The following is a 19,996-nucleotide window of genomic DNA, read 5'->3' on the forward strand; positions in this document are numbered from 1 at the left end:
TGCAAGCCTCCCTAAACTCGGTGCAAGGCGCCTGCGTCGAGTCCCGCAGTTGATGTTCCGGCCGTTAGGCGCACTGATAGCGACTCTCCTTTCCTGCCTGTTGGTATGTCCTGTTCGCATCCGTGCCGACATGACCGGAAAGCGAGACGAGGCCGCAGAACAGCGGGGGTTGTAGTGCTTCACAGAAGGGCGGCTCGTCCCTTCTGCGGCAAAGAACGGCGGCGGGTGTGTACCGCCCTAAGAACGTATCGCCCAAAGGGCGACCACCATCGAGGAGGATGTAAGTGGCTAAGAAAAGTAGGACAACAGCACGTCTGCTGGTAGCACTCACCGCAGTTGCCATGCTTAGCGCATGTGCACCGGGACAAGTCGAAGGCCAGGGCTCAAGCGCGGCTCCAACGGCTGTGAAAAGTGTGGACCCCGCAGAGTTTGCGGGTAAGACCCTGAACTACGTCTACTTCACCGATGGGCCGGACGCGGAGGCGACCGCCCAGCTTATCTCGAATTTCGAGGAGAAATACAAAGTCAAGGTGAACCTGGAAACCTTGCCATACAAGGACCTTGTGACCTCGGTCCAGGCCAGGCTCTCCGGCGGGAATGCTCCTGACGTGGTCAGGCTGACAGGCTTGACCGACTTCCGTGACGATCTCCTGGACCTGCGCGGATACCTTGGCGCAGACTATGCCAAGGAGTTCCTCCCCGGTCCTGTGGTCGGCGCAACCGGCAAGGACGGCAAGATGCTCGCCGTCCCGTCCGACCTGACTCTCAATGGCCCCTTCGTCAACGTTGATATGTTCAAGAAGGCTGGCGTTAGCCTTCCTGATCCCGAGAAGCCGTGGACTTGGACGGAAATGATCGACGCTGCTACCAAGGTGCAGAAGGCGACTGGCTCACAGTACGCCTTTGCCATGGATAAGTCCGGTCACCGTCTCTCCACGATCCTGAACCAGTACGGCACGGCATTGGTCGCAAACGGGAAAGCCGAGTTGGACGTTGAAAAAGCCAAAAAGGCGCTGACGCCCCTTATCGAGATGATGGGTGACAACCGGATGCCGCGGGACTTCTGGCTCGGCTCGGGATCCCGTTACGCAGGTGCCAACGAAATTTTCCTCGCACAGGATGCTCCGGTCTACCTCTCCGGCAACTGGCAGGTCGGCCAGTTCGCCAAGAACGCCAAATTTGAGTGGGCAGCCGCCCCGAACCCCTGCGCGGATAACTGCGGTGGTTTCCCGGGTGGCAAGTACATGGCTGCCCTCAAAGAAGGCAAGAATCCGGCCCTGGCAGCGGAATTCATCCGGTTCATGAACACGGCCGAAAACCAGGAGACGTTTATCAAAGCAGGCGGTTTCCTGCCCACCCGTAAAGATCTGGCTGAAAAGGGTGTTGCCTATCCTGCCCGCCAGTCGGACATGGACGTCTTCCTGAAAGACCTGGCGCGCACTCCCGACCTTGGCTACGCGGCAAACTCTGATCCTGCTTTTGCCGGTTCTGCCACCGAGCTTGTCAACGCCGTTTCCGACGTCGTAGGCGGGAAGAAGGACCTGTCGACAGCGGTGTCGGACCTGCAGAAGAAGACACAGTCCCTCGTAGAGGAACTTGACCAATGACAGCGCAAACCGCGACGCGTCTTCGGCAGCGCAAGGCGCCGCTGAAGATGCGTCTGGTTCCCTATCTCTTCCTGCTGCCGAACATGGCAATCTTCGGGGTCTTCACCGTTTGGCCGGCCATCAACGGCTTCAACATCTCGATGTATTCCTCGTCGAACGGCCGCACGTTTCGGTGGGAAGGTGCCGGTAACTACCAGCGCATCCTTACAGACGAGGATTTTTGGGGCATCGTCAGGAATACCGTTGTCTACGCTCTGTCATTCGTCCTTTTGTCTGTTGTAGTGGGCGTCATGCTGGCTGTGCTTGTTGACCAGCAGCGGCGGGGCCGGACCTTCTTCCGGTCCGTGTTCTTTATTCCCGTCCTGATCTCGCCTGTTGTTGCCGGTCTGGTGTGGAACTGGATGCTTGAGCGCCAAAATGGCCTTATCAACACCTTCCTGGGCTCCTTGGGCATACCGGAAATCCCCTGGTTGGTGGACAACAACCTCGCCATGGTCGTCGTTATTGGCGTCGGTACATGGATGCAGGTGGGCTTCTACATGCTCATCCTTCTGGCCGGTCTGCAAAGTATCGACCCGTCGGTTTATGAGGCAGCAAGAATCGATGGTGCGTCGCGCTGGCGGCAGTTCATCAGCCTGACCTTTCCTTTGCTGCAGCCCAGCATCCTTGTAGTGGTCGTACTTGCCACGATTCACGGGTTCCAAGCATTTGATTTCATCTACACATTGACCGGCGGCGGCCCCGTGGGCGCAACGACGCTCATCGTTCAGTTCATTTACGAAAATGGCTTCGTGTCCCCGATCCGGTACGGCGTCGCTTCAGCCGGCAGCGTCCTGCTGTTCTGCGCAATATTCGGGCTGACGATCGTCAACTGGATGATCGGCCGCAAAAGGGAGGCAGCATGAGCCGCACAACCGTCACGAAAAGCCCTCCGAAGATGGGTCCAGCCAAAACATGGACATCCACCGGGCGGAGCAAGATAACCTCCACAGATGCCTTGAGGGTGGTCATCCTGGTGACGTCGGCATTGCTGGCCCTTATCCCCATCGTGTGGCTCGTTCTGGGTTCGTTCAAAACGCCGGCAGAGCTCTCTGAGCGGCCGCCGACGCTGTTGCCTGAGACGTGGGGACTTTCCAATTACACCGAGGCTATGACCCGGTTCAATTTCGTCTCCTACCTGACCAACAGCGTCATCGTGACGCTGGCAGCGACGTTGCTCACCCTGGCGATCAACTCGATGGCAGCCTACGCCTTGGCAAAGTACAACTTCCGGGGGAAGAACGGGCTGTTCCTGCTGACCCTCGCCACCATCATGATTCCTCTGCAGGTGATCCTGCTCCCTGTGTACCAGGTTGTGGCGTCCCTGGGGATGGTCAATACTCTTTGGGGCCTCATCATCCCCGCAGCGGCCACTCCAACCGGAGTGTTCATACTGCGGCAGTACATGCTCTCGATTCCGGATGAGCTAATAGAGGCTGCACGAGTGGACGGGGCAGGGGAGTTCCGCATATTTGTCCGGGTCGTGCTCCCGATGTGCCGGCCGGCGCTTGCCGTCGTCGCCATCCTGTCCATCATGTGGCGGTGGAACGATTTCCTATGGCCATTGGTGGTCGCCCAAAGCGAGTCTGTCTACACGCTGCCGGTTGCTCTTGCACGGTTTACGGCCGAGGAAACCGTTCCCTTCAACCTCATCATCGCCATGAGCGTGGTTACTGTTCTGCCCGTGATCATTCTGTTCCTCTTCTTCCAACGGCAAATCGTCACCGGAATTGCCAATACAGGCATCAAGTAACTGACACTGCTCCCCGCCCAACGGAACCCAAAAATCGAGATCAGCCAGACACGGCGAAGGGCTTGCGCGGCACACCGTGTTATGCGTGCGCGCCAGGACCGTAACGCCCGTATTCATGTGCACCAGGTCAAGCTAAATGGAATGAACCCGAAAAATAATTGAACGATCAACTTTGGAAGGAATCACAGTGAACAGCACAACCACGAGCGAGAAGACCCTGGTTATCCATGTGCCGGAGGATCAGCAGACTGTTACAGTCCGCTTGGAGATCGAGACCTCCTGCACTTGTGCAGAACAACGCGTGCAGGCAGTCGGTTCATATGTCGACGCGGAACCGCCCCGCTCCTCAGGCACATAGCCGCCAGGCCCGAAGTGCGAGGATCCCGTCAAGCAGCCAATGGCTCAAATCCTCGTACTATCGGACCGGCCCACACATCTTTGGAGGCGTGGAAGCAGGGAAGCGGTGAACGGCTAGAGCGGGCGCCGGCCCCACCCCTCGTGATTTAGCCGTGTACGTTGTCCGGGGCGGGGCCAGTGGATGCCCGGATGGTTAGATGCGTGGGCATGACGGCGCGCTGGCGGATCGTTGCCCCGGGAACGGGGTTCAGCTGGGAGAGGAGCATGGTCACCGCTACGCGCCCGGCCTGTTCAATCGGGCTTGCGATGGTCGTCAGGGGAGGGTTGCAGAAATCGGCTCCGAAGATGTCGTCGCAGCCGACGATGCTGACGTCTTCGGGGACGCGGATGCCCCGTTCTCGAAGCCTTTGGAGCATTCCAATGGCCAGAAGATCGTTGAAAACGATGCAGGCGGTGGCGCCCGTGCGAGTTGCAGCGTCTGCCGCCGCGGCCCCTGACGTGGTCTTGGGTGCGTAGGGGCCAATGCGGCACGTTTCCATGCCACGAAGGGAGGATTCCTCATCCAGGACTTCCCAACGCTTTTGGCTGGACCAAGACGTGGCTGGACCACTGACATAACAGACGCGACGGTGACCCAATGAGGCCAGGTGTTCCAGAGCTTGAACGATCGCTGAAGGCGTATCTATCACCACTGAGGGGGTAGAGGCCCGATTGATGGTCACCAGCGGCTGCGTTTTGGACACTTCGGCCAACTGCGCATCTGTCAGACGCGACGCAGCAAGGATAAAGCCGTCGGCGGACCTCATCCTGTGAAGCGCTTCCAATTCCATCTCACTCGACTCTTCCGTATCCACCAGGACCTGGGTGTATCCCGCAGCCTTGAGCTGATGCTGCGCTCCTCGGATGATGTCGAAGTAGAACGGATTGGTGATATCCGGCACTAAGACCGCGACCGCGTTGGTACGCCCGTTGCTGAGTCCTTGCGCCTGCGAGCTCGGCACGTAGTTGAGCTGAGCGGCAGCTTCTACAATCCTTTCCCTCGTGTACCGATTCACGCGGGCCGGATTGGAAAGTGCTCGTGAAACCGTGGATGTTGCCACTCCAGCGAGCTTGGCGACATCCCGGATCGTTGGCATCTTCTCAACGCCCCCGGGAGTGTCCGCGGGCCCTTCGTCTCCAGGCCCCGATGTCGTTGTATCCACTGCAGTCCTTTCACGTTAAGCGACGGGGCGCCCGGCTTCTTCGGCAGAGTTACCCTCGAGTAAAGTACAACACTGTTGGCAATTTTTGGCAACAGCTTGCCACCTTCTCTTTTCTCTACCTAAACTCGATGCATTGGCGCCTGCAGTTGCGGACGGTGCGGGCGTTCTCCCAGCCGCACTTACTTCCTGCCACGTTGGAGCTGTCCCGCGTTCGCAGGCATGACGAGGCCCGGATGGTGCGACTCCGGCCGCAGCTCTGCAGATTGCGGTGCCACGCAGCGGCGGGCCGTGCCGTTCATTGCCGAATGATGGCGGCGGTAGTGGCCTCCGCCGCGGGCGTGATCATTTTCCTATGTGGTTTTCGAGTGTCATCTACTGGGCGGTCTTACTGCCGGAGGAGTTAAGCAACCATGGTTCCAGCAACCCCTGTTTCTTGGGCGCTGTCAGGATTCGGCGATGAGATCGACGATGACCCCGCCGTTCAGAGCGCCGTGTTGCAGGCCCTGGGTGCCCGTCACATCGAAGTGCGAAGCGCGTGGGGAACCAACATCGTGGACCTGTCTGAGGATCAACTCTCGGCACTTGCCGGTTTGCTTAAAGACAAGGGTATGGAGGTTTCCGCTATCGCCTCACCAATTGGCAAGGTGGACGTCAGCCTTCCCGTCGAACACGAAGTTGAGCGTCTTCGCAGGGCCATCAACGCCGCAAGAATCCTTGGCGCTAATTACATCCGCGTCTTTTCCTTCTACTATGGCGAAAACGTGCCCGTGGACAGTATCCGCGATGCCGTGATTGAACGGATGGCCGCCCTGGCTTCGGTGGCGGAGGAAGAAGGAGTAATCCTTCTGCACGAGAACGAGAAAGACATCTTCGGTGACGTGCCGGACCGCATACTCGACATCATCCAGAGCGTTAACTCACCGGCGTTGAAGGTCGCATGGGATGCGGCCAACTTTGTACAGGTTGGGGTGAAGCCGTTCGATGAGGGCTATGCCAAGCTTCGTCCTTATGTTGAGTACCTTCAGGTCAAGGATGCGCTGTTCTCCAATGGCCATGTTGTTCCCGCGGGGGAGGGCGACGGTGATGTGCTGCGCACCGTTGAGGCGCTGAAGGCCGACGGCTACACCGGATTCGCATCCCTTGAACCACATCTTGCCGGGGCGCATGGTCTTGGGGGATTCTCCGGTCCTACAGCCTTTGGAATTGCCGCCCGCGCGTTCGCCAAAGTTACCGCCGAAGCAGGGGTGCAGACGGTATGAGCGCGGTATTGAAGGTGGCAATCACCGGCTGCGGTGTCATCGGCCGGATGCACGCCGTTGCATTGCAGCAGTTCCCTGAGGCAGATGTCGTCGCACTGATCGACACAGTCCCCGCGGCGGCGGATTCTCTCGCAGACCTTATGGAGGAAAGCGGCCGTCCCAAGCCCTCGACGCACTTGACGATTGGCGATGCTTTGGCGGCCGCGGACATCGACCTGGTGGTGTTGGCGACCCCCAGCGGATTGCACATTCAACAAGCCCTTGAGGTCTTGGGGGCGGGTAAACACGTCGTCATCGAAAAGCCGCTGGACGTGGATCTCAGCCGTGCCCAGGAAATCGAGGCCGCCGCCAAAGAAGCCGCAGGCCGCGGTGTCTTCGCCTCAGTAATAAGTCAGCACCGTTTCGACCGGGGAAGTGTCGCGGTGGCCAACGCCGTGGCAAAGGGCCGCTTCGGCCGACTCACGTCGGCCATCGCGTCAGTGGCCTGGTGGCGGGGCCAGGGTTACTACGACTCGGGTGATTGGCGTGGCAAGTGGGCGATGGACGGTGGCGGGGCCCTGATGAACCAGGGGGTTCACACCGTTGACCTGCTCCTGTGGTTCATGGGCCGGCCCGTGGAAATTCACGCCCACACCGCCCTTCTGGCACATGAACGGATAGAGGTCGAAGACACCGCCGTGGCCACTGTTACCTTCGAAAACGGAGGGCTCGCTGTTCTCCATGCCACTACGGCCGCCTACCCCGGCTTGACTGTGCGGGTCCAACTGATGGGCTCTGAAGGCTCCGCAGTTTTGGACAATGACCAACTGCAGTACTTCCACGCCAGGGACGCCGGAACCGCGTCAGCCGACATGGGACTTCAAGGGGGCGGAAATCAAACCATAGAGGAACTGTCGAAGTACCCGGACGAGGACTATGAAGCCATGGACCCAACGGTTTACCCAGGAGGACATATCCGGCAGTACCGCGACATTCTGGACGCCATCAGCGAGGGCCGGCAGCCCGGAGTGACTATCAGTGACGCCGTAAACGCCTTGGCAACGGTGCGTGCTGTCTACGTGTCAGCCACGCTGAACCAGGCTGTCCTCTTCAATGAAGTCCTGTCCGGAAGGTACAACGACCTCGAAGTCCGTACGGGCCCCAGTTCAACAGCAGGAGTCTCCTGAATCATGACGCAGTCAATAGCAGCCCATCCGGACCGGCTCCTCCCCGCAGAGCCCGCCGTCCGGGACATAGCCCGTTCCCTTTACAAGCAGGTAGCCGGTCTTCCGATAATTTCTCCCCATGGGCACGTGGATGCAGGTGTGATTCAAAACAACGTGCCTTTCCCGGATCCTGCGGCGCTGCTGGTCACCCCGGATCACTATGTGACCCGTCTGATCCACGCTGGCGGAACCTCGATGGACCAGCTTGGGCTGGGCGCTGCTCCGGCTGACTCCCGTCAAATTTGGAAGCATTTTTCTGCTGCCTGGCCGCAGTTCGAAGGCACCGCATCGGGCTATTGGATCCGGCAGGAGTTCGAGCACGTGTTCGGCGTGCGTGAAGAGCCTACCGTGGAGAACGCCGACAGGATCTTTGACGCAATTTCTGCCAAGCTTGCCGAACCGGGCTTCCGGCCGCGCGAGCTGTTCAAGGATTTCAACATCGAAGTCCTCGCGACGACGGATGACCCCCTGGACGAACTCGCCAGCCACAGGGCGCTCGCCGAAGATCCCTCCTTCCACGGCAGGGTGCTGCCGACGTTCCGTCCCGATGCCTACATCAATGTCGCCCACGCTTCGTGGGCCCGCAATGTTGAACGGCTCATTGCGGCGGCGGGCGACGGCGCGAAAGGTTACCGCGGCTACATCACGGCCTTGGAAAACCGCCGCCGGTACTTTGTTGAGCACGGCGCCGTCTCCGCCGACCACGGCGTGCGCACACCCGCCACACTCAAATTGGACGCGGCTGAGGCGGAGCACCTGTTCGAGAAAGCCCGTGCCGGCAAGGCGTCGGCCGCGGACCGGGACGCCTTCGAGGCCCACATGATGTACCAGATGGCCAGGATGTCGGTCGAAGACGGATTGGTCATGACGATCCATCCCGGTTCGTACCGCAATCACCACAGCCCCACATTTGAGGCATATGGCCCGGACACCGGCCATGACATCCCCGTTGCCGTGAACTACACCGAGGGAATCCGGCCCCTGCTCCAGGACTTCGGAACCGCAAAGGACTTCCACCTCGTGCTGTTCACGCTGGACGAGACGGTCTTCTCCCGCGAGCTGGCGCCACTGGCCGGTTTCTACCCCTCCGTGTACGTAGGTGCCCCCTGGTGGTTCCTGGACGCACCCGATGCAATGCTCCGGTTCCGTGCCGCCGTCACCGAAACGGCAGGCTTCTCGCGTTCCTCAGGGTTTATTGACGACACCCGGGCGTTCTGCTCCATCCCGGCCCGGCACGACACATCACGCCGAATCGAGTCCGCTTTCCTCGCACGGCTCGTTGTCGAACACCGGATCAGCGAAGAACGTGCCCACGAGCTCATTGTGGATATCGTCGATTCCTCGCCCCGAAGGGTGTTCAAGCTATGAGCGATAGCAAAGTGCCTGTCCTGACCCGCCAACTCGTCAAGCTGCCGGCAGCCCCAATACGGATCGTTCACATAGGTCTGGGGGCATTCCATCGATCGCATCAGGCCTGGTACACGCAAAAGGCCGGCGACCACAGCAAATGGGGCATTGCCGCCTTCACCGGACGAAAGCCTGACGCGGCAGTCGCGCTGTCCGCGCAGGACGGCCTGTTCACACTCATCGATCGCTCAGCCAGAGGGGACAGCTTCGAGGTCATCGGCAGTATTACCGAAGCCTTGGACGGCGCCGACGTCAATCGCCTGTGTGAACTGGTCTCTTCCCCGGAAACGGCGATAATCACCCTGACGATCACCGAAGCAGCCTATGGGTTGGACTCCCGCGGCCGCTTCACTGCAGAGACTTCCGGCTTTAGGAGGGACCTCGCCGCGCTGAAAGGTACCTCCGGAACCCGCGCCACACCGGACACTCCAATCGGCCGGTTGGTTCTGGCCCTTGCGGCCAGAAAGGACACCGGAGCCGGACCGATCGCCGTCGTCAGCTGTGACAACCTTTCCGCAAACGGGGAGGTTGCACGCCGCGCGATTACGGGACTGGCCGAGGCCTGGGACGCCGGGCTTGCGAACTGGATCAAGACGAACGTCAGCTTTGTCAGCACGTCAGTCGACCGGATCACACCCCGGACAACGGACGAGGATATTTCCGAGGTTCAGGATTCCCGCGGTTACCGGGACACCTCACCGGTGGTTGCAGAACCTTTCCACGACTGGATCCTCAGCGGTGAGTTCCCCAAAGGCAGGCCCCAGTGGGAAGACGCCGGCGCAGTCATCGTTGATGACATCGAACCCTACGAAAACCGCAAGCTGTGGCTGTTGAACGGCGCCCATTCCCTCTTGGCATATGCCGGTCAACTGCGGGGCCACGCCACTGTGGCACAGGCGCTCGATGATGCGCTCTGCCGGAACGCCGTGGAAAGCTTCTGGGACGAGGCGGCTAAACACCTCGGGAGCGGAGATCTCCACATTCCTGAATACCGCAAAGCCCTTAGCTCACGCTTTAGCAACGCTCGCATCGCTCACCACCTCTCGCAGATCGCCGCGGACGGATCCACCAAACTGCGCATGCGGGCCTTGCCTGTCCTGACTGCCGAAAGATCCCAGGGCCGTTCCGGCGCCAGCAGCGCACTGGTGCTTGCGGCATGGATCGACTATGTAGCTGAACGCGAAGAGCTACAGGATCCGTTGTCCGACGCCATCCATGAGGTTAAGAGAGCACTAGGGCCGGGGCCTGAGCGGGTTGCTGCCCTCCTGGACCTTATAAGCCACGGGCTCGGACAAGATCCGCAGCTCGTCAGCTTAGTGGATAGCCTCACAGGAACTTTCACACAGGCCGCCGGTGCCACGTCGTCCACCTCCCTTGAAAATGCCCACCCCACCTCCGGAAGGAACAGCTGAACTTCAATGAAGATCGTTGCAGCAGAAGTCTTTGTCACCAGCCCGTCCCGCAACTTCGTCACGCTCCGCATCACCACCGAGGACGGTGTGACCGGCATCGGTGACGCCACCCTCAACGGCCGGGAACTCGCCGTCGCCGCCTACCTCAAGGAGCACGTCGCCCAGCTGCTGATCGGCAAGGACCCGCACCGGATCGAGGACACCTGGCAGTTCCTCTACCGTTCCTCGTACTGGCGCCGCGGCCCGGTAACCATGGCGGCAATCGCCGCCGTCGACATGGCCCTGTGGGATATCAAGGGCAAGATCGCCGGCCTTCCGGTGTACCAGCTCCTCGGCGGTGCTTCCCGCAATGGGCTGCGCGCCTACGGGCACGCCTCGGGCGCGGATATCCCCTCCCTGTTCGATTCGGTCCGTGAACACCTGGAACTGGGCTACAAGTCCATCCGCATCCAGACCGCGATCCCCGGCATCAAGGCCGTGTACGGAGTTGCCGCGCAGGCCCAGTCCTCGGGTGAACGCTACGACTACGAACCCGCCGGGCGCGGTGCGTTCCCCGTGGAGGAAGACTGGGACACCCGCGCCTACCTGCGCCACCTGCCCACCGTCTTCGAAGCAGTGCGCAACGAGTTCGGCCCGGAGATTCCGTTGCTGCACGATGGCCACCACCGCATGACCCCGATCCAGGCGGCCAAGCTCGGCAAGGCCTTGGAACCGTACGACCTCTTCTGGCTGGAGGACTGCACCCCGGCCGAGAACCAGGAGGGCTTGCGCCTGGTCCGCCAGCACACCACCACTCCGCTGGCCATCGGCGAGATCTTCAACACCGTGTGGGATTACCAGACGCTCATCAAGGAACAGCTGATCGATTACGTCCGTGCCGCGTCCACGCACTTCGGCGGCATCAGCCCGCTGAAGAAGGTCATGGACTTCGCCGCGCAGTACCAGATCAAGTCCGGCTTCCACGGCCCCACGGACATCTCCCCGGTTGGCTTCGCCGCCCAGTTGCACGTTGGCCTGGCCATCCACAACTACGGCATCCAGGAATACATGCAGCACTCGGACAAGACAAACGAGGTCTTCCAGCAGTCCATGACGTTCACGGACGGCTACCTGCACCCGGGCGACAACCCCGGCATCGGCGTCGAGTTCAACGAGGAAGCTGCCGCAGCCTATCCGTACCAGCAGGCGTACCTGCCCTACAACCGCCTCGTGGACGGCACCGTTCATGACTGGTAAACCGGCCATGACTGGTGATCCCCGCTCGATGAACGACGGCGGTACCCAGGGCGGCGTCCGCCGACACATCGTGGTGATGGGTGTGGCCGGCTGCGGCAAGAGCACCGTCGGCGCCGCCCTCGCCGAACGCCTCGGCGCCGGATTCCTCGACGGCGATGCGCTGCACCCGCAGTCCAACATCACCAAGATGGCCTCCGGTACTCCGCTCAACGACGACGACCGGGCACCCTGGCTGGCCGAAGTCGGCAGGCGATTTGCGGCGTCGGACCCGCCCCTGGTGATTGCGTGCAGCGCGCTCAAGCGCTCTTACCGGGACATCATCCGCAGCGCGGATGACTCCGTGGTCTTCGTGCACCTGCACGGCACGCGGGAAGTGCTCAGCGAGCGGATGAACAGCCGTCCCGGACACTTCATGCCGGCCTCCCTGCTGGACTCCCAACTGGCCACGCTGGAACCGTTGCAGGCCGACGAAGCCGGAACCGTCCTGGACATCGCCCTGGCCGTGGAGGTCATCGTGGATCAAGCGGCCGCAAGCCTTGGCGGACTCCCCTCGGAGGTTTTTGGCAAGGCTGCCGGCTAGTACAGGAAAACCGGCAGCCAGTCGCGGTTGTGCGCGTGCACCAGCGCCAGGAAAAGGACCAGGTCGAAGACCAGGTGCACGGACACCACGTACGTCAGCGACTTCGTGAGCTTGAAGGTGTAGCCCTGCAGGAGCGCGAACGGAAAGGTCAGGAGCGGCCCCCACGACTGGTAGCCGATCTCCCACAGGAACGAGGAGAAGATCACGGCCTGCAGGAGGTTGGCCAGCCAGTCCGGAAAGTGCCGGCGCAGCAGGGTGAAGGCGGTGCAGATGAAGAACAGCTCGTCCCAGATGCCCACGGCGTTCACGCCGAGGAAGAGCCGCCAGAAGATGCTTGGCCCGGACGCGTCCGGCCAGTTCTGGTAGACCCCGGTCCTGATCAGGTAGGCCGGCAGGACGAGGTAGCCCAGCGCCACAACACCCAGCAGATACATCTTCGCCGCGAGGGGCCATCGCCGGCCGGTCTTGACGGGAAAGCGGATGATGTCCTCCCGGTACGCGAACTTCGAGAGCAACCACGGCAGCAGCACGGCCAGCGCCAGGACGCCGCCCATGAGGGCCATGTGACCGATGCTCAGGTCGGCGTTCAGCGGCACCAGGCTGATGGTGAGCAGCCCGGCGGCGATCAGTGCGAGGTGCCGCATCAACCGGCGGTCGATCAAAGCCGCCGTCGCTACGCCCAAAACGAGCAGGCCGTACCCCGGAACATCTTCCTGGAAGGCGAACAACGGCACCGCGGACACGGACAGGAGCACCGCCGGAAGCAGTTTCCAGCTGAGGGCGGTCCGGGTGGTCTCCGTCGGAGTTGAAGGCACCCTCCAAGCATGTCAGGCCGCTGTGCCCGTTTAGAATTGGACCCATGACTTCTGACAGTGTCCATGCGGCTGACGCCGCTTCTGCCCGCGCCCGCCTGCTTGAACTGATCAAAGAACTCGCGGTGGTCCGCGGCAAGGTGATCCTCTCCAGCGGAAAAGAGGCCGACTACTACGTTGACCTCCGCCGTATCACCCTCCACCACGAAGCCTCCAAGCTGGTGGGCCAGGTCATGCTTTCGCTGATCGACGACGCCGGTGTGGCAGTCGAGTGCGCCGGTGGCCTCACCATGGGTGCCGACCCCGTGGGTACCGCCGTCATGCACGCAGCCGCCGATGCCGGCCGCGCCGTTGACGCCTTCGTGGTCCGCAAGGCGCAGAAGTCCTACGGCATGGGCCGCCAGGTGGAAGGCCCCTCGGTGGAAGGCCGTAACGTGGTGGTCCTGGAAGACACCTCCACCACCGGCGGTTCCGCACTGGCCGCCGTCGAAGGCGTCCGCAATGCCGGCGGCAACGTGGTGGCCGTCGCGGTGATCGTGGACCGCAACACCGGCGCCAAGGAAAAGATCGAAGCCGAAACCGGCGTGCCGTACCTGTTCGCTTTCGGCAAGGACGAACTCGGCCTCAACTAAGGGGCTGAACCTTCCGGATGGCCGGCTCCCGCGGGGGGCCGGCCATCCGCCGTTAACAGCCCTGCACGGTCAGGCCGCTTGTGCCTAAGCTGGCTGTGTGGACCAGCAGGCCAGGGGGAACCTACGCAAGGGACGCCGGAACGCCCAGGGCCCGGACAACCCTGACCGGGCCACCTTGGGCCCTGCCCACTCCGGCGGCGCGCACTTCCTCGCCGCCCACACCGAACCCGCACGGATCCTCCGGCAGGCCGCCGGGCTGAAGGAATTCTCCCGGCGCAGCTTCCTGATCGGGGCGGGCGCCTCCGGACTGCTCGCCACGGACATGTTCATCACAAGGCAGATCCAGGCCGAGCGGCGTGTCACGAAGATCCTCGCCGTGGATGACGACGTCGCCAAGGCGTACTTTCCCGACGCCGCGTGGATCCTTTTCCCGGGCTACAAGACCAGCTGGGAAGAGGCGCAATGGATCCTCAACTCCCTGCGGAACGCGCTGCGGCAGCGGGGCCAGCTGGCCGCCGTCGGGTATTCGAACCTCGGCCTGGAGATCGACGAGGTGACAGACACCGTCGTGGCCTATGTCAAGGAACGCAAGCTGCGCAAGCTCTATTTCTACGGCCACAGCTTCGGCGGCATGCTCGCCACCGAGGTGGCCACGCGGCTGCGGGAGTGGCACGGGATCGCGGTGGAATTCATCCTGCTCGACTCCTCCCCGTACAGCAAGTACGACGTCCTGGACCAGAGCTGGTTCGACGGCGTCGTGTTCCTGTACGAGAGCGGGTTCCGGGTGCCGTCGGTGCTGCGCGGCGGCTATGAGCTGGGGGAGCGGGTGGCGCACAAGAACGAGCGCAGCTGGCGGCAGATCCTGAACCAGACCCTGGAGCAGCTGACCCCGATCGCGCCGTCGAGCGTGCTGATCCAGAGCGAATCGGCCTACATCTACCATTTCGACGCCACACGCTTCGTGGACCGGCTGGGGAAGACCAAGATGGCCTTCATCGGCAACCCGCGCGATAACACCGTCAATTACGAAACGGCGCGCGCCGGCTGGTCGCGGACCTTCCAGAAGAACATGGTTTCCGCGGATCTCAGGACCGACGGTGCCCTCCCGCCGCACGCCAGCCCGCAATGGAACCCGTTCGTCTACCGTCCCGTGATCCAGAAGCTCGAGGACGAGCTGTTTCCGTTGCCGGGCGCGGCCGGCAGGGTGACGGCGTTCTAGTCTCCTGGGTGGCGCAGCGCCTCGAGTTCGGCGGCGCTCAGGCCGGCGTCGCGCAGGTAGCTTCCGGCGTCGCCGAATTCCCGTTCGAATCCCGCCAGGAAATGCCGGATGGCGCCTTCCGGGGACTGAAGCAGCATGAACTCCGGATTGAAGGCCTGCGGCGGCAGGGCGGGAATCGCCGCGCTCCAGGTCTGTGCCATGACGGTCAGCAACTGCGGCAGGGCAGCGGTGGTGGCGGTGTAGTCGGCCACCACCGCCTCCGGATCCGTGCCGACCGCCAGCAGGGCCAGGGCCGAAATCACGCCGGTCCGGTCCTTGCCGAGCGAACAGTGCACGAACGCGGTGCCGTGTGCCGCCGGCCGGAGGGAGGCCGCCACCCAGGCCGGGCCCGTGCGGACCCAGCCCAGGTACAGCTCACCGAGCTCTTCGGCCGTGCTCACCGGAGGAAGGCCGTGCGGGGCGGGATCGAAAGGGTTCTCCAGCAGCTCGACGCCGTTGCCCGGCACCAGTTGCCACGGCAGGAGCTCACGTTCCCGGCCGCTGCGCAGGTCTACCACCGTGCGGATGCCGTGCGCCGCCAGGAACTCCGCGGTTGCAGCCGTATCCAGCCCGAAAGGCTGGCTGCCCCGCACCAGCCGGCCGCCCAACAGGGGCCGCAGATTCAGCACCGCCATGGCCATTGTCCTTCTTAGATCTGGTCCTTGAGCTCGGCCACCGAGGTCAGCACCTGGTTCGGCCGGAACGGGAATGCCGCGATTTCCTCGCGCTGTGTGATGCCGCTGAGCACCAGGACAGTGTGCAGGCCGGCCTCCATGCCCGCGATGATGTCCGTGTCCATGCGGTCGCCGATCATCGCCGTGGTTTCGGAGTGGGCGTCGATCCGGTTCATGGCGGAGCGGAACATCATGGGGTTCGGCTTGCCCACGATGTACGGTTCGCGGCCGGTCGCCTTGGAGATCATGGCGGCGATGGCGCCGGTGGCCGGGAGCGGGCCTTCCTTGGACGGTCCGGTGGCGTCCGGGTTGGTGGCGATGAACCGCGCGCCGCCCAGGATCAGGCGCACGGCCGTGGTGATCGCCTCGAAGGAGTAGGTGCGTGTCTCGCCGAGCACCACGAAGTCCGGGTTCTGGTCGGTGAGGATGAAACCGGCCTCGTGGAGCGCCGTCGTCAGGCCCGCCTCACCAATGGTGTACGCGCGGTTCCCGGAGTCCGAACCCTCCACCTGGTCCTTCAGGAACTGGGCGGTGGCCAGGGCCGAAGTCCAGATGTTCTCCTCGGGGACTTCCAGGCCGGAAGAGCTCAGGCGGGCGGCGAGGTCGCGCGGGGTGAAGATCGAGTTGTTGGTCAGCACCAGGAAGCGCTTGGATGTGTCCACCCAGCGCTGGATCAGTTCGGCCGCGCCGGGAATGGCCTGGTTCTCGTGGACCAGGACGCCGTCCATGTCGGTCAGCCAGCACTCGATCTCGTGTCCGTTGCGGTACATCGCGCCGGATGTGGGGGCCGCGCTTGTCTTCGCCATTCTTACCTCCGCTGTTGGGGCTGATTCTGCACCCAAGTCTTTCACCTTCCGGCACGCCGAAACACAAGGCGCCGATGGGTTACGCGATGCCCGTGTCCCGGTGCCCCGCTAGGGTTGAGGGGTGAATGACGACGCACCTTCCGAAGCCCCCACCCCAGCAGAGCCCGACGGCGGGAAAACCGCCGCCGTGGAGGTCGGCGTCGGGCCCTGGGAAGGTGAGTGGCCGGAAGGCGCGCACTGGGACCCGGACCTGCTGGCGGACGGCGACCGCCGCAACGTCGTGGACAAGTACCGGTATTGGAAGCACGAGGCGATCGTCGCGGACCTGGACTCCCGCCGGCACGACTTCCACATCGCCATCGAGAATTGGCAGCACGACCTCAATATCGGCACCGTGGTGCGCACCGCCAACGCCTTCCTCGCCAAGGAAGTCCACATCATCGGACGACGCCGGTGGAACCGCCGCGGGGCGATGGTCACCGATCGTTACCAGCACGTCCGCCACCACCCCACCGTGGAGGACTTCGTGGCCTGGGCGCAAGGGGAGGGGCTGGCGATCATCGGGATCGACATCTTCCCGGACTCGGTGCCGCTGGAAAGCTACGACCTGCCCCGCAATTGCGTGCTCGTGTTCGGCCAGGAGGGTCCGGGCCTGACCCCCGAGGTGCACGAGGCCGCCGTCGCTACCTTGTCGATCGAACAGTACGGTTCCACCCGGTCGATCAACGCGGCCTCCGCCGCCGCGATCGCCATGCACGCCTGGATCCGTCGGCATAATTTCGGCCAGCGCGTTACCGGCTGAGGTTCTGCGGGTCGCTGCCCGCCCGCATGTTCCTTGTATCGTCCGCATACCGCTGGGGCATGATGGACCCACAGATGCACACCGTCGAGGGGAACCGTTGTGGAAGCCGTGTCCAGTGGGGCCGGGCAGGAAGCACCCGAAAACATCATGGCCGAAAGCATCAGGGCGCAGCTTGAGTCCGATGGCGTAACCCTTCTGGTGGGCACGGCCGTCGATTTCGCCGGCGGAACCCATTGCAAAGGCGTCCCGATCCGGCGGCTCCCGGCTTTCCGGCAGGCCGGGATGGGAGCCTCGCCCTCATGGAACGTTTTCTGCGCGGACAACGGCATCGCCTTCACTTCCTCGATCGGGCCCATCGGAGACCTCCGCCTCCGCCTCGACACCGCCAGGGTCCGCAAGATCGACGATGGCCTGGCTTGGGGGCCCGCCACCTTCCATGAGCAGGACGGGAGCCTCTCCCCGCTGTGCCCGCGCGGCCGCCTGGCCGGCGTCGTGGACAGCCTCGCGGCGCGGGGACTGTCGCCGCTCATGGGCACCGAGCTTGAGTTCGTCCTTACCACCCGCGACGGCGGGCACCTGCCCAAGCCCGGATGGACCGCCTACGGCATGGGGGCCGTCGTGGAGCGGCGCGCTTTCCTCGTGGACCTCACCGCAACACTTGAGGCAGCAGGACTGGGCCCCGAACAGATCCACGCCGAGTACGGAGAAGACCAGTTCGAGGTTTCCCTCGCACCTGCCCCGCCCGTCGAGATGGCAGACGGGTGCGTGCTGGCCCGCATCCTCATCGGAATTGTCGCGGCCCGCCACAACATGGCCGTTTCCTTTTCACCGCTTCCCTGGGCGGACGGGGCCGGCAACGGGGCCCACCTGCACCTCTCGCTGAAACGGGACGACACACACCTTTTCAGCGGCGGAGAAGGACCCCATGGCATCACCGCGGAGGGAGGATCCGCGATCGCCGGGATACTCGCAGGCCTGGACGACTTCCTTGGCGTCTACGCAGCGTCGGTCCTTTCCGCCCATCGGCTCCGGCCCGGACGGTGGTCCGGGGCTGCAGCGTGCTGGGGCCTGGAGAACCGCGAAGCCGCAGTGCGCTTCGTCGCCGCAACCGCCGGCAACCCGCACGGCGCAAATGTGGAGCTCAAGGTGGTGGATCCCAGCGCCAACATCTACCTTGCAGCGGCGGCCCTCCTGGGCTCGGTACTCCACGGCATCGAGGCCGGGCTGCCGCTCCCGGTGGAGGTGCCCGGCAATCCCGCCGACGCCGGCGACTGGCCCGCCACAGCCATCGATCCGGACCAAGCCACGGTGCTCAACGCGCTCGAGGCCTCACAACTTGCCGGAAGGATCCTGGGGCCGGACATCGTGGAAGGCGTCGTCGCGGTTCGCCGCCACGAAGCCGGGAGATTCGCCGGTACGGATCCCGTGGAGACCGCCCAGGCCCTTCGCTTCGCGTGGTCGGCCTGATGTCGCCTGAACCGGACGTCATGGCGGGACTGGAGGACCGCGTCCCGCAGGGACTCGTCGACGCCGTGTCCACCCTGCCGCTGGTGGACCACCATGTACACGGCTGCTTCACCGAACCCCTCACCCGCACGGAATTCGAAGAGTCCATCAATGAAGGGTCCCCGGACCCGATCCCGGCGTTCATGACGCAGTTCGATTCCCAGGTGGGCTTCGCCATCCGGCGCTGGTGCGCTCCGCGGCTGGGCCTGCCCCCGCATGCCGGCGCCGAGGAATACTGGGAAGCACGCAGCGTCCTGACCCCCACGGAGCTCAACCGCCTGTTCCTGGCCCCGGCCGGGGTGGCGCACTGGATCGTCGACACCGGACTCAGCGCCTCGGCCGTCACCAGGCCGGAAACCATCGCGCAGGACTCCGCTGCCCCAAGTTCCGAAATCCTCCGGCTTGAACTCCTGGCCGAAAAGGTGGCGGCCCGCACCGCCTCCCCGGCGGACTTCGCCGAGGACTTCCGGGCGGCGCTCGCGGCGGCGGTACCCGGCGTCGTCGGCTTCAAATCCATCGCCGCCTACCGGTGCGGCCTCGACATCGATTGGTCCGAGCCCGGCAGGGACCGGCTGGAACAGGCCGTGGCCCGCTGGACCGCAGGTTCCGGGACAGCAGTTTCCGGGACTGCAGTTTCCGGGACAGCGCTGAGGCTCCAGGACCCGGAGATCATCTCCTTCATCGTCCACGCCGCGGCGGAGCACCGGCTGCCCATCCAGCTTCATGCGGGGCTCGGCGACCGTGACCTGGACCTGCACCGCACCAACCCCATGCACCTCCTGCCGTTGCTGCGCCAAGCTGCGATCCGGGATACCCCGGTCATGCTGCTGCACTGCTACCCCTACCACCGCGAGGCCGGGTACCTGGCCCAGGCGTTCCACAACGTGTATTTCGACGTCGGACTGAGCCTGAACCATGTCGGCTCCCGCAGCGTGGACGTCGTTGGCGAAGCACTTGAGCTGGCACCTTTCGCAAAGCAGCTCTATTCCTCCGACGCGTACGCAGTCCCGGAACTGCACTTCCTGGGGTCCATCCTGTGGCGCCGCTCGATGGCGCAGGTGCTGGGCGACTGGGTGCGCCGGGGCGAATGGTCCGAGCGGGACGCGATCCGGGTGGCCGGCATGATCGGATCGGAGAACGCCCGCCGGGTCTACCGGCTGTAGGCACCCTGCGGCGGCGCTGTCCTGCAACACAGTCCGGCAACCGCGTTCGGCAACGCTGTCCGGCGGGCGCGAAACGGGCAGGCACGGGCGAGTATTACCGCGGCGTGACCCGAAGCACGCCCTCTTGTTGGTTCTGGCTAGGATGGTGCCTAGCCGTAACTGGTCTGTTTCAGGGTCAGCACACCCATAGACGAAAACACAGCATAGGAGTCACCATGCCCATTGCAACCCCAGAGATTTACTCCGAGATGATCGACCGGGCGAAGGCCGGCGGGTACGCTTTCCC

18 protein-coding genes are annotated in these 19,996 nt (G+C 63.4%); 14 read left to right on the plus strand and 4 right to left on the minus strand.

The window, feature by feature from the left end; genetic code table 11:
- Positions 1 to 284 precede the first annotated feature (284 nt).
- Genes DWV11_RS07570 through DWV11_RS07580 form a run of 3 tightly spaced genes read left to right on the plus strand, consistent with a single transcriptional unit; the run spans position 285 to position 3,399 of the window.
- Positions 285 to 1,607: an ABC transporter substrate-binding protein gene (locus DWV11_RS07570; protein WP_136017886.1), complete on the plus strand. Its 1,323-nt coding sequence runs from the start codon at positions 285 to 287 to the stop codon at positions 1,605 to 1,607.
- Positions 1,604 to 2,512 carry a carbohydrate ABC transporter permease gene (locus DWV11_RS07575; protein WP_115788279.1) on the plus strand — a complete coding sequence of 303 codons (909 nt, stop codon included), beginning with the start codon at positions 1,604 to 1,606 and terminating at the stop codon, positions 2,510 to 2,512. The genes DWV11_RS07570 and DWV11_RS07575 overlap by 4 nt, the downstream gene beginning before the upstream one ends.
- Entirely contained in the window at positions 2,509 to 3,399 is an 891-nt protein-coding gene (locus DWV11_RS07580; protein ID WP_245953491.1) for a carbohydrate ABC transporter permease, read from the plus strand. The genes DWV11_RS07575 and DWV11_RS07580 overlap by 4 nt, the downstream gene beginning before the upstream one ends.
- Before the next feature lie 503 nt (positions 3,400 to 3,902).
- Here DWV11_RS07580 and DWV11_RS07585 read toward each other — a convergent pair.
- Positions 3,903 to 4,892, minus strand: a complete 990-nt coding sequence (locus DWV11_RS07585) for a LacI family DNA-binding transcriptional regulator (protein ID WP_115788281.1) — start codon at positions 4,890 to 4,892, stop codon at positions 3,903 to 3,905.
- Between the two features lie 476 nt (positions 4,893 to 5,368).
- Between DWV11_RS07585 and DWV11_RS07590 the strand changes: the two genes are divergently transcribed.
- Genes DWV11_RS07590 through DWV11_RS07615 form a run of 6 tightly spaced genes read left to right on the plus strand, consistent with a single transcriptional unit; the run spans position 5,369 to position 12,057 of the window.
- Positions 5,369 to 6,217 (plus strand): sugar phosphate isomerase/epimerase family protein, encoded by an 849-nt coding sequence (locus DWV11_RS07590; RefSeq protein ID WP_115788282.1) that lies wholly within the window; start codon positions 5,369 to 5,371, stop codon positions 6,215 to 6,217.
- Positions 6,214 to 7,383 (plus strand): Gfo/Idh/MocA family protein, encoded by a 1,170-nt coding sequence (locus DWV11_RS07595; RefSeq protein WP_115788283.1) that lies wholly within the window; start codon positions 6,214 to 6,216, stop codon positions 7,381 to 7,383. The genes DWV11_RS07590 and DWV11_RS07595 overlap by 4 nt, the downstream gene beginning before the upstream one ends.
- Before the next feature lie 3 nt (positions 7,384 to 7,386).
- Positions 7,387 to 8,790 (plus strand): glucuronate isomerase, encoded by a 1,404-nt coding sequence (gene uxaC / locus DWV11_RS07600; RefSeq protein WP_115788284.1) that lies wholly within the window; start codon positions 7,387 to 7,389, stop codon positions 8,788 to 8,790.
- Entirely contained in the window at positions 8,787 to 10,241 is a 1,455-nt protein-coding gene (locus tag DWV11_RS07605; protein ID WP_115788285.1) for a mannitol dehydrogenase family protein, read from the plus strand. Before uxaC ends, DWV11_RS07605 begins: the two co-directional genes overlap by 4 nt.
- Before the next feature lie 6 nt (positions 10,242 to 10,247).
- Positions 10,248 to 11,477, plus strand: a complete 1,230-nt coding sequence (gene manD, locus DWV11_RS07610; RefSeq protein ID WP_115788286.1) for a D-mannonate dehydratase ManD — start codon at positions 10,248 to 10,250, stop codon at positions 11,475 to 11,477.
- A complete protein-coding gene (locus DWV11_RS07615; RefSeq protein WP_115788287.1) occupies positions 11,467 to 12,057 on the plus strand; it encodes a gluconokinase in 591 nt (196 codons plus the stop codon). Before manD ends, DWV11_RS07615 begins: the two co-directional genes overlap by 11 nt.
- On the opposite strand, the gene DWV11_RS07620 is transcribed toward DWV11_RS07615, so the two are convergent.
- Positions 12,054 to 12,872: a CPBP family intramembrane glutamic endopeptidase gene (locus tag DWV11_RS07620; protein ID WP_115788288.1), complete on the minus strand. Its 819-nt coding sequence runs from the start codon at positions 12,870 to 12,872 to the stop codon at positions 12,054 to 12,056. The two genes, DWV11_RS07615 and DWV11_RS07620, sit on opposite strands and share 4 nt — an antisense overlap.
- Positions 12,873 to 12,916: 44 nt before the next feature.
- Here DWV11_RS07620 and pyrE point away from each other — a divergent pair, with 44 nt between their 5' ends.
- Together pyrE and DWV11_RS07630 are read left to right on the plus strand one after the other, a co-directional pair.
- The gene (pyrE, locus tag DWV11_RS07625) at positions 12,917 to 13,501 is read left to right on the plus strand and encodes an orotate phosphoribosyltransferase (protein WP_115788289.1); all 585 of its coding nucleotides are present in this window, start codon (positions 12,917 to 12,919) and stop codon (positions 13,499 to 13,501) included.
- A 175-nt stretch (positions 13,502 to 13,676) separates the two neighbouring features.
- Complete coding sequence (locus tag DWV11_RS07630; RefSeq protein WP_115788290.1) at positions 13,677 to 14,720, plus strand: thioesterase domain-containing protein; 1,044 nt, start codon at positions 13,677 to 13,679, stop codon at positions 14,718 to 14,720.
- Here the strand turns inward: DWV11_RS07630 and DWV11_RS07635 are convergent.
- The gene (locus DWV11_RS07635) at positions 14,717 to 15,394 is read right to left on the minus strand and encodes a tyrosine-protein phosphatase (RefSeq protein ID WP_115788296.1); all 678 of its coding nucleotides are present in this window, start codon (positions 15,392 to 15,394) and stop codon (positions 14,717 to 14,719) included. The genes DWV11_RS07630 and DWV11_RS07635 overlap by 4 nt on opposite strands.
- 14 nt (positions 15,395 to 15,408) lie before the next feature.
- Entirely contained in the window at positions 15,409 to 16,239 is an 831-nt protein-coding gene (locus DWV11_RS07640; RefSeq protein WP_115788291.1) for an HAD-IIA family hydrolase, read from the minus strand.
- A gap of 187 nt (positions 16,240 to 16,426) precedes the next feature.
- Here DWV11_RS07640 and DWV11_RS07645 point away from each other — a divergent pair, with 187 nt between their 5' ends.
- The 3 genes from DWV11_RS07645 (at position 16,427) to DWV11_RS07655 (ending at position 19,710) form a co-directional block, all read left to right on the plus strand.
- Complete coding sequence (locus DWV11_RS07645) at positions 16,427 to 17,041, plus strand: TrmH family RNA methyltransferase (protein WP_245953495.1); 615 nt, start codon at positions 16,427 to 16,429, stop codon at positions 17,039 to 17,041.
- 99 nt (positions 17,042 to 17,140) lie between these two features.
- The gene (locus tag DWV11_RS07650) at positions 17,141 to 18,508 is read left to right on the plus strand and encodes a type I glutamate--ammonia ligase (protein ID WP_210725686.1); all 1,368 of its coding nucleotides are present in this window, start codon (positions 17,141 to 17,143) and stop codon (positions 18,506 to 18,508) included.
- Complete coding sequence (locus DWV11_RS07655; RefSeq protein ID WP_245953492.1) at positions 18,508 to 19,710, plus strand: amidohydrolase family protein; 1,203 nt, start codon at positions 18,508 to 18,510, stop codon at positions 19,708 to 19,710. The genes DWV11_RS07650 and DWV11_RS07655 overlap by 1 nt, the downstream gene beginning before the upstream one ends.
- Positions 19,711 to 19,996 lie beyond the last annotated feature (286 nt).

This window comes from Arthrobacter silvisoli (assembly GCF_003369445.1).
In the GTDB taxonomy this organism is placed as follows: Bacteria; Actinomycetota; Actinomycetes; order Actinomycetales; family Micrococcaceae; genus Arthrobacter; species Arthrobacter silvisoli.

Bases quoted from the DNA above. Each gene is read 5' to 3' on its own strand.
- DWV11_RS07590 (WP_115788282.1), top strand. From the start codon at position 5,369: ATGGTTCCAGCAACCCCTGTTTCTTGGGCGCTGTCAGGATTCGGCGAT.
- DWV11_RS07575 (WP_115788279.1), top strand. From the start codon at position 1,604: ATGACAGCGCAAACCGCGACGCGTCTTCGGCAGCGCAAGGCGCCGCTG.
- DWV11_RS07615 (WP_115788287.1), top strand. From the start codon at position 11,467: ATGACTGGTAAACCGGCCATGACTGGTGATCCCCGCTCGATGAACGAC.
- pyrE (WP_115788289.1), top strand. From the start codon at position 12,917: ATGACTTCTGACAGTGTCCATGCGGCTGACGCCGCTTCTGCCCGCGCC.
- DWV11_RS07655 (WP_245953492.1), top strand. From the start codon at position 18,508: ATGTCGCCTGAACCGGACGTCATGGCGGGACTGGAGGACCGCGTCCCG.
- DWV11_RS07605 (WP_115788285.1), top strand. From the start codon at position 8,787: ATGAGCGATAGCAAAGTGCCTGTCCTGACCCGCCAACTCGTCAAGCTG.
- manD (WP_115788286.1), top strand. From the start codon at position 10,248: ATGAAGATCGTTGCAGCAGAAGTCTTTGTCACCAGCCCGTCCCGCAAC.
- DWV11_RS07585 (WP_115788281.1), bottom strand. From the start codon at position 4,892: ATGCCAACGATCCGGGATGTCGCCAAGCTCGCTGGAGTGGCAACATCC.
- DWV11_RS07640 (WP_115788291.1), bottom strand. From the start codon at position 16,239: ATGGCGAAGACAAGCGCGGCCCCCACATCCGGCGCGATGTACCGCAAC.
- DWV11_RS07635 (WP_115788296.1), bottom strand. From the start codon at position 15,394: ATGGCGGTGCTGAATCTGCGGCCCCTGTTGGGCGGCCGGCTGGTGCGG.
- DWV11_RS07595 (WP_115788283.1), top strand. From the start codon at position 6,214: ATGAGCGCGGTATTGAAGGTGGCAATCACCGGCTGCGGTGTCATCGGC.
- DWV11_RS07580 (WP_245953491.1), top strand. From the start codon at position 2,509: ATGAGCCGCACAACCGTCACGAAAAGCCCTCCGAAGATGGGTCCAGCC.
- uxaC (WP_115788284.1), top strand. From the start codon at position 7,387: ATGACGCAGTCAATAGCAGCCCATCCGGACCGGCTCCTCCCCGCAGAG.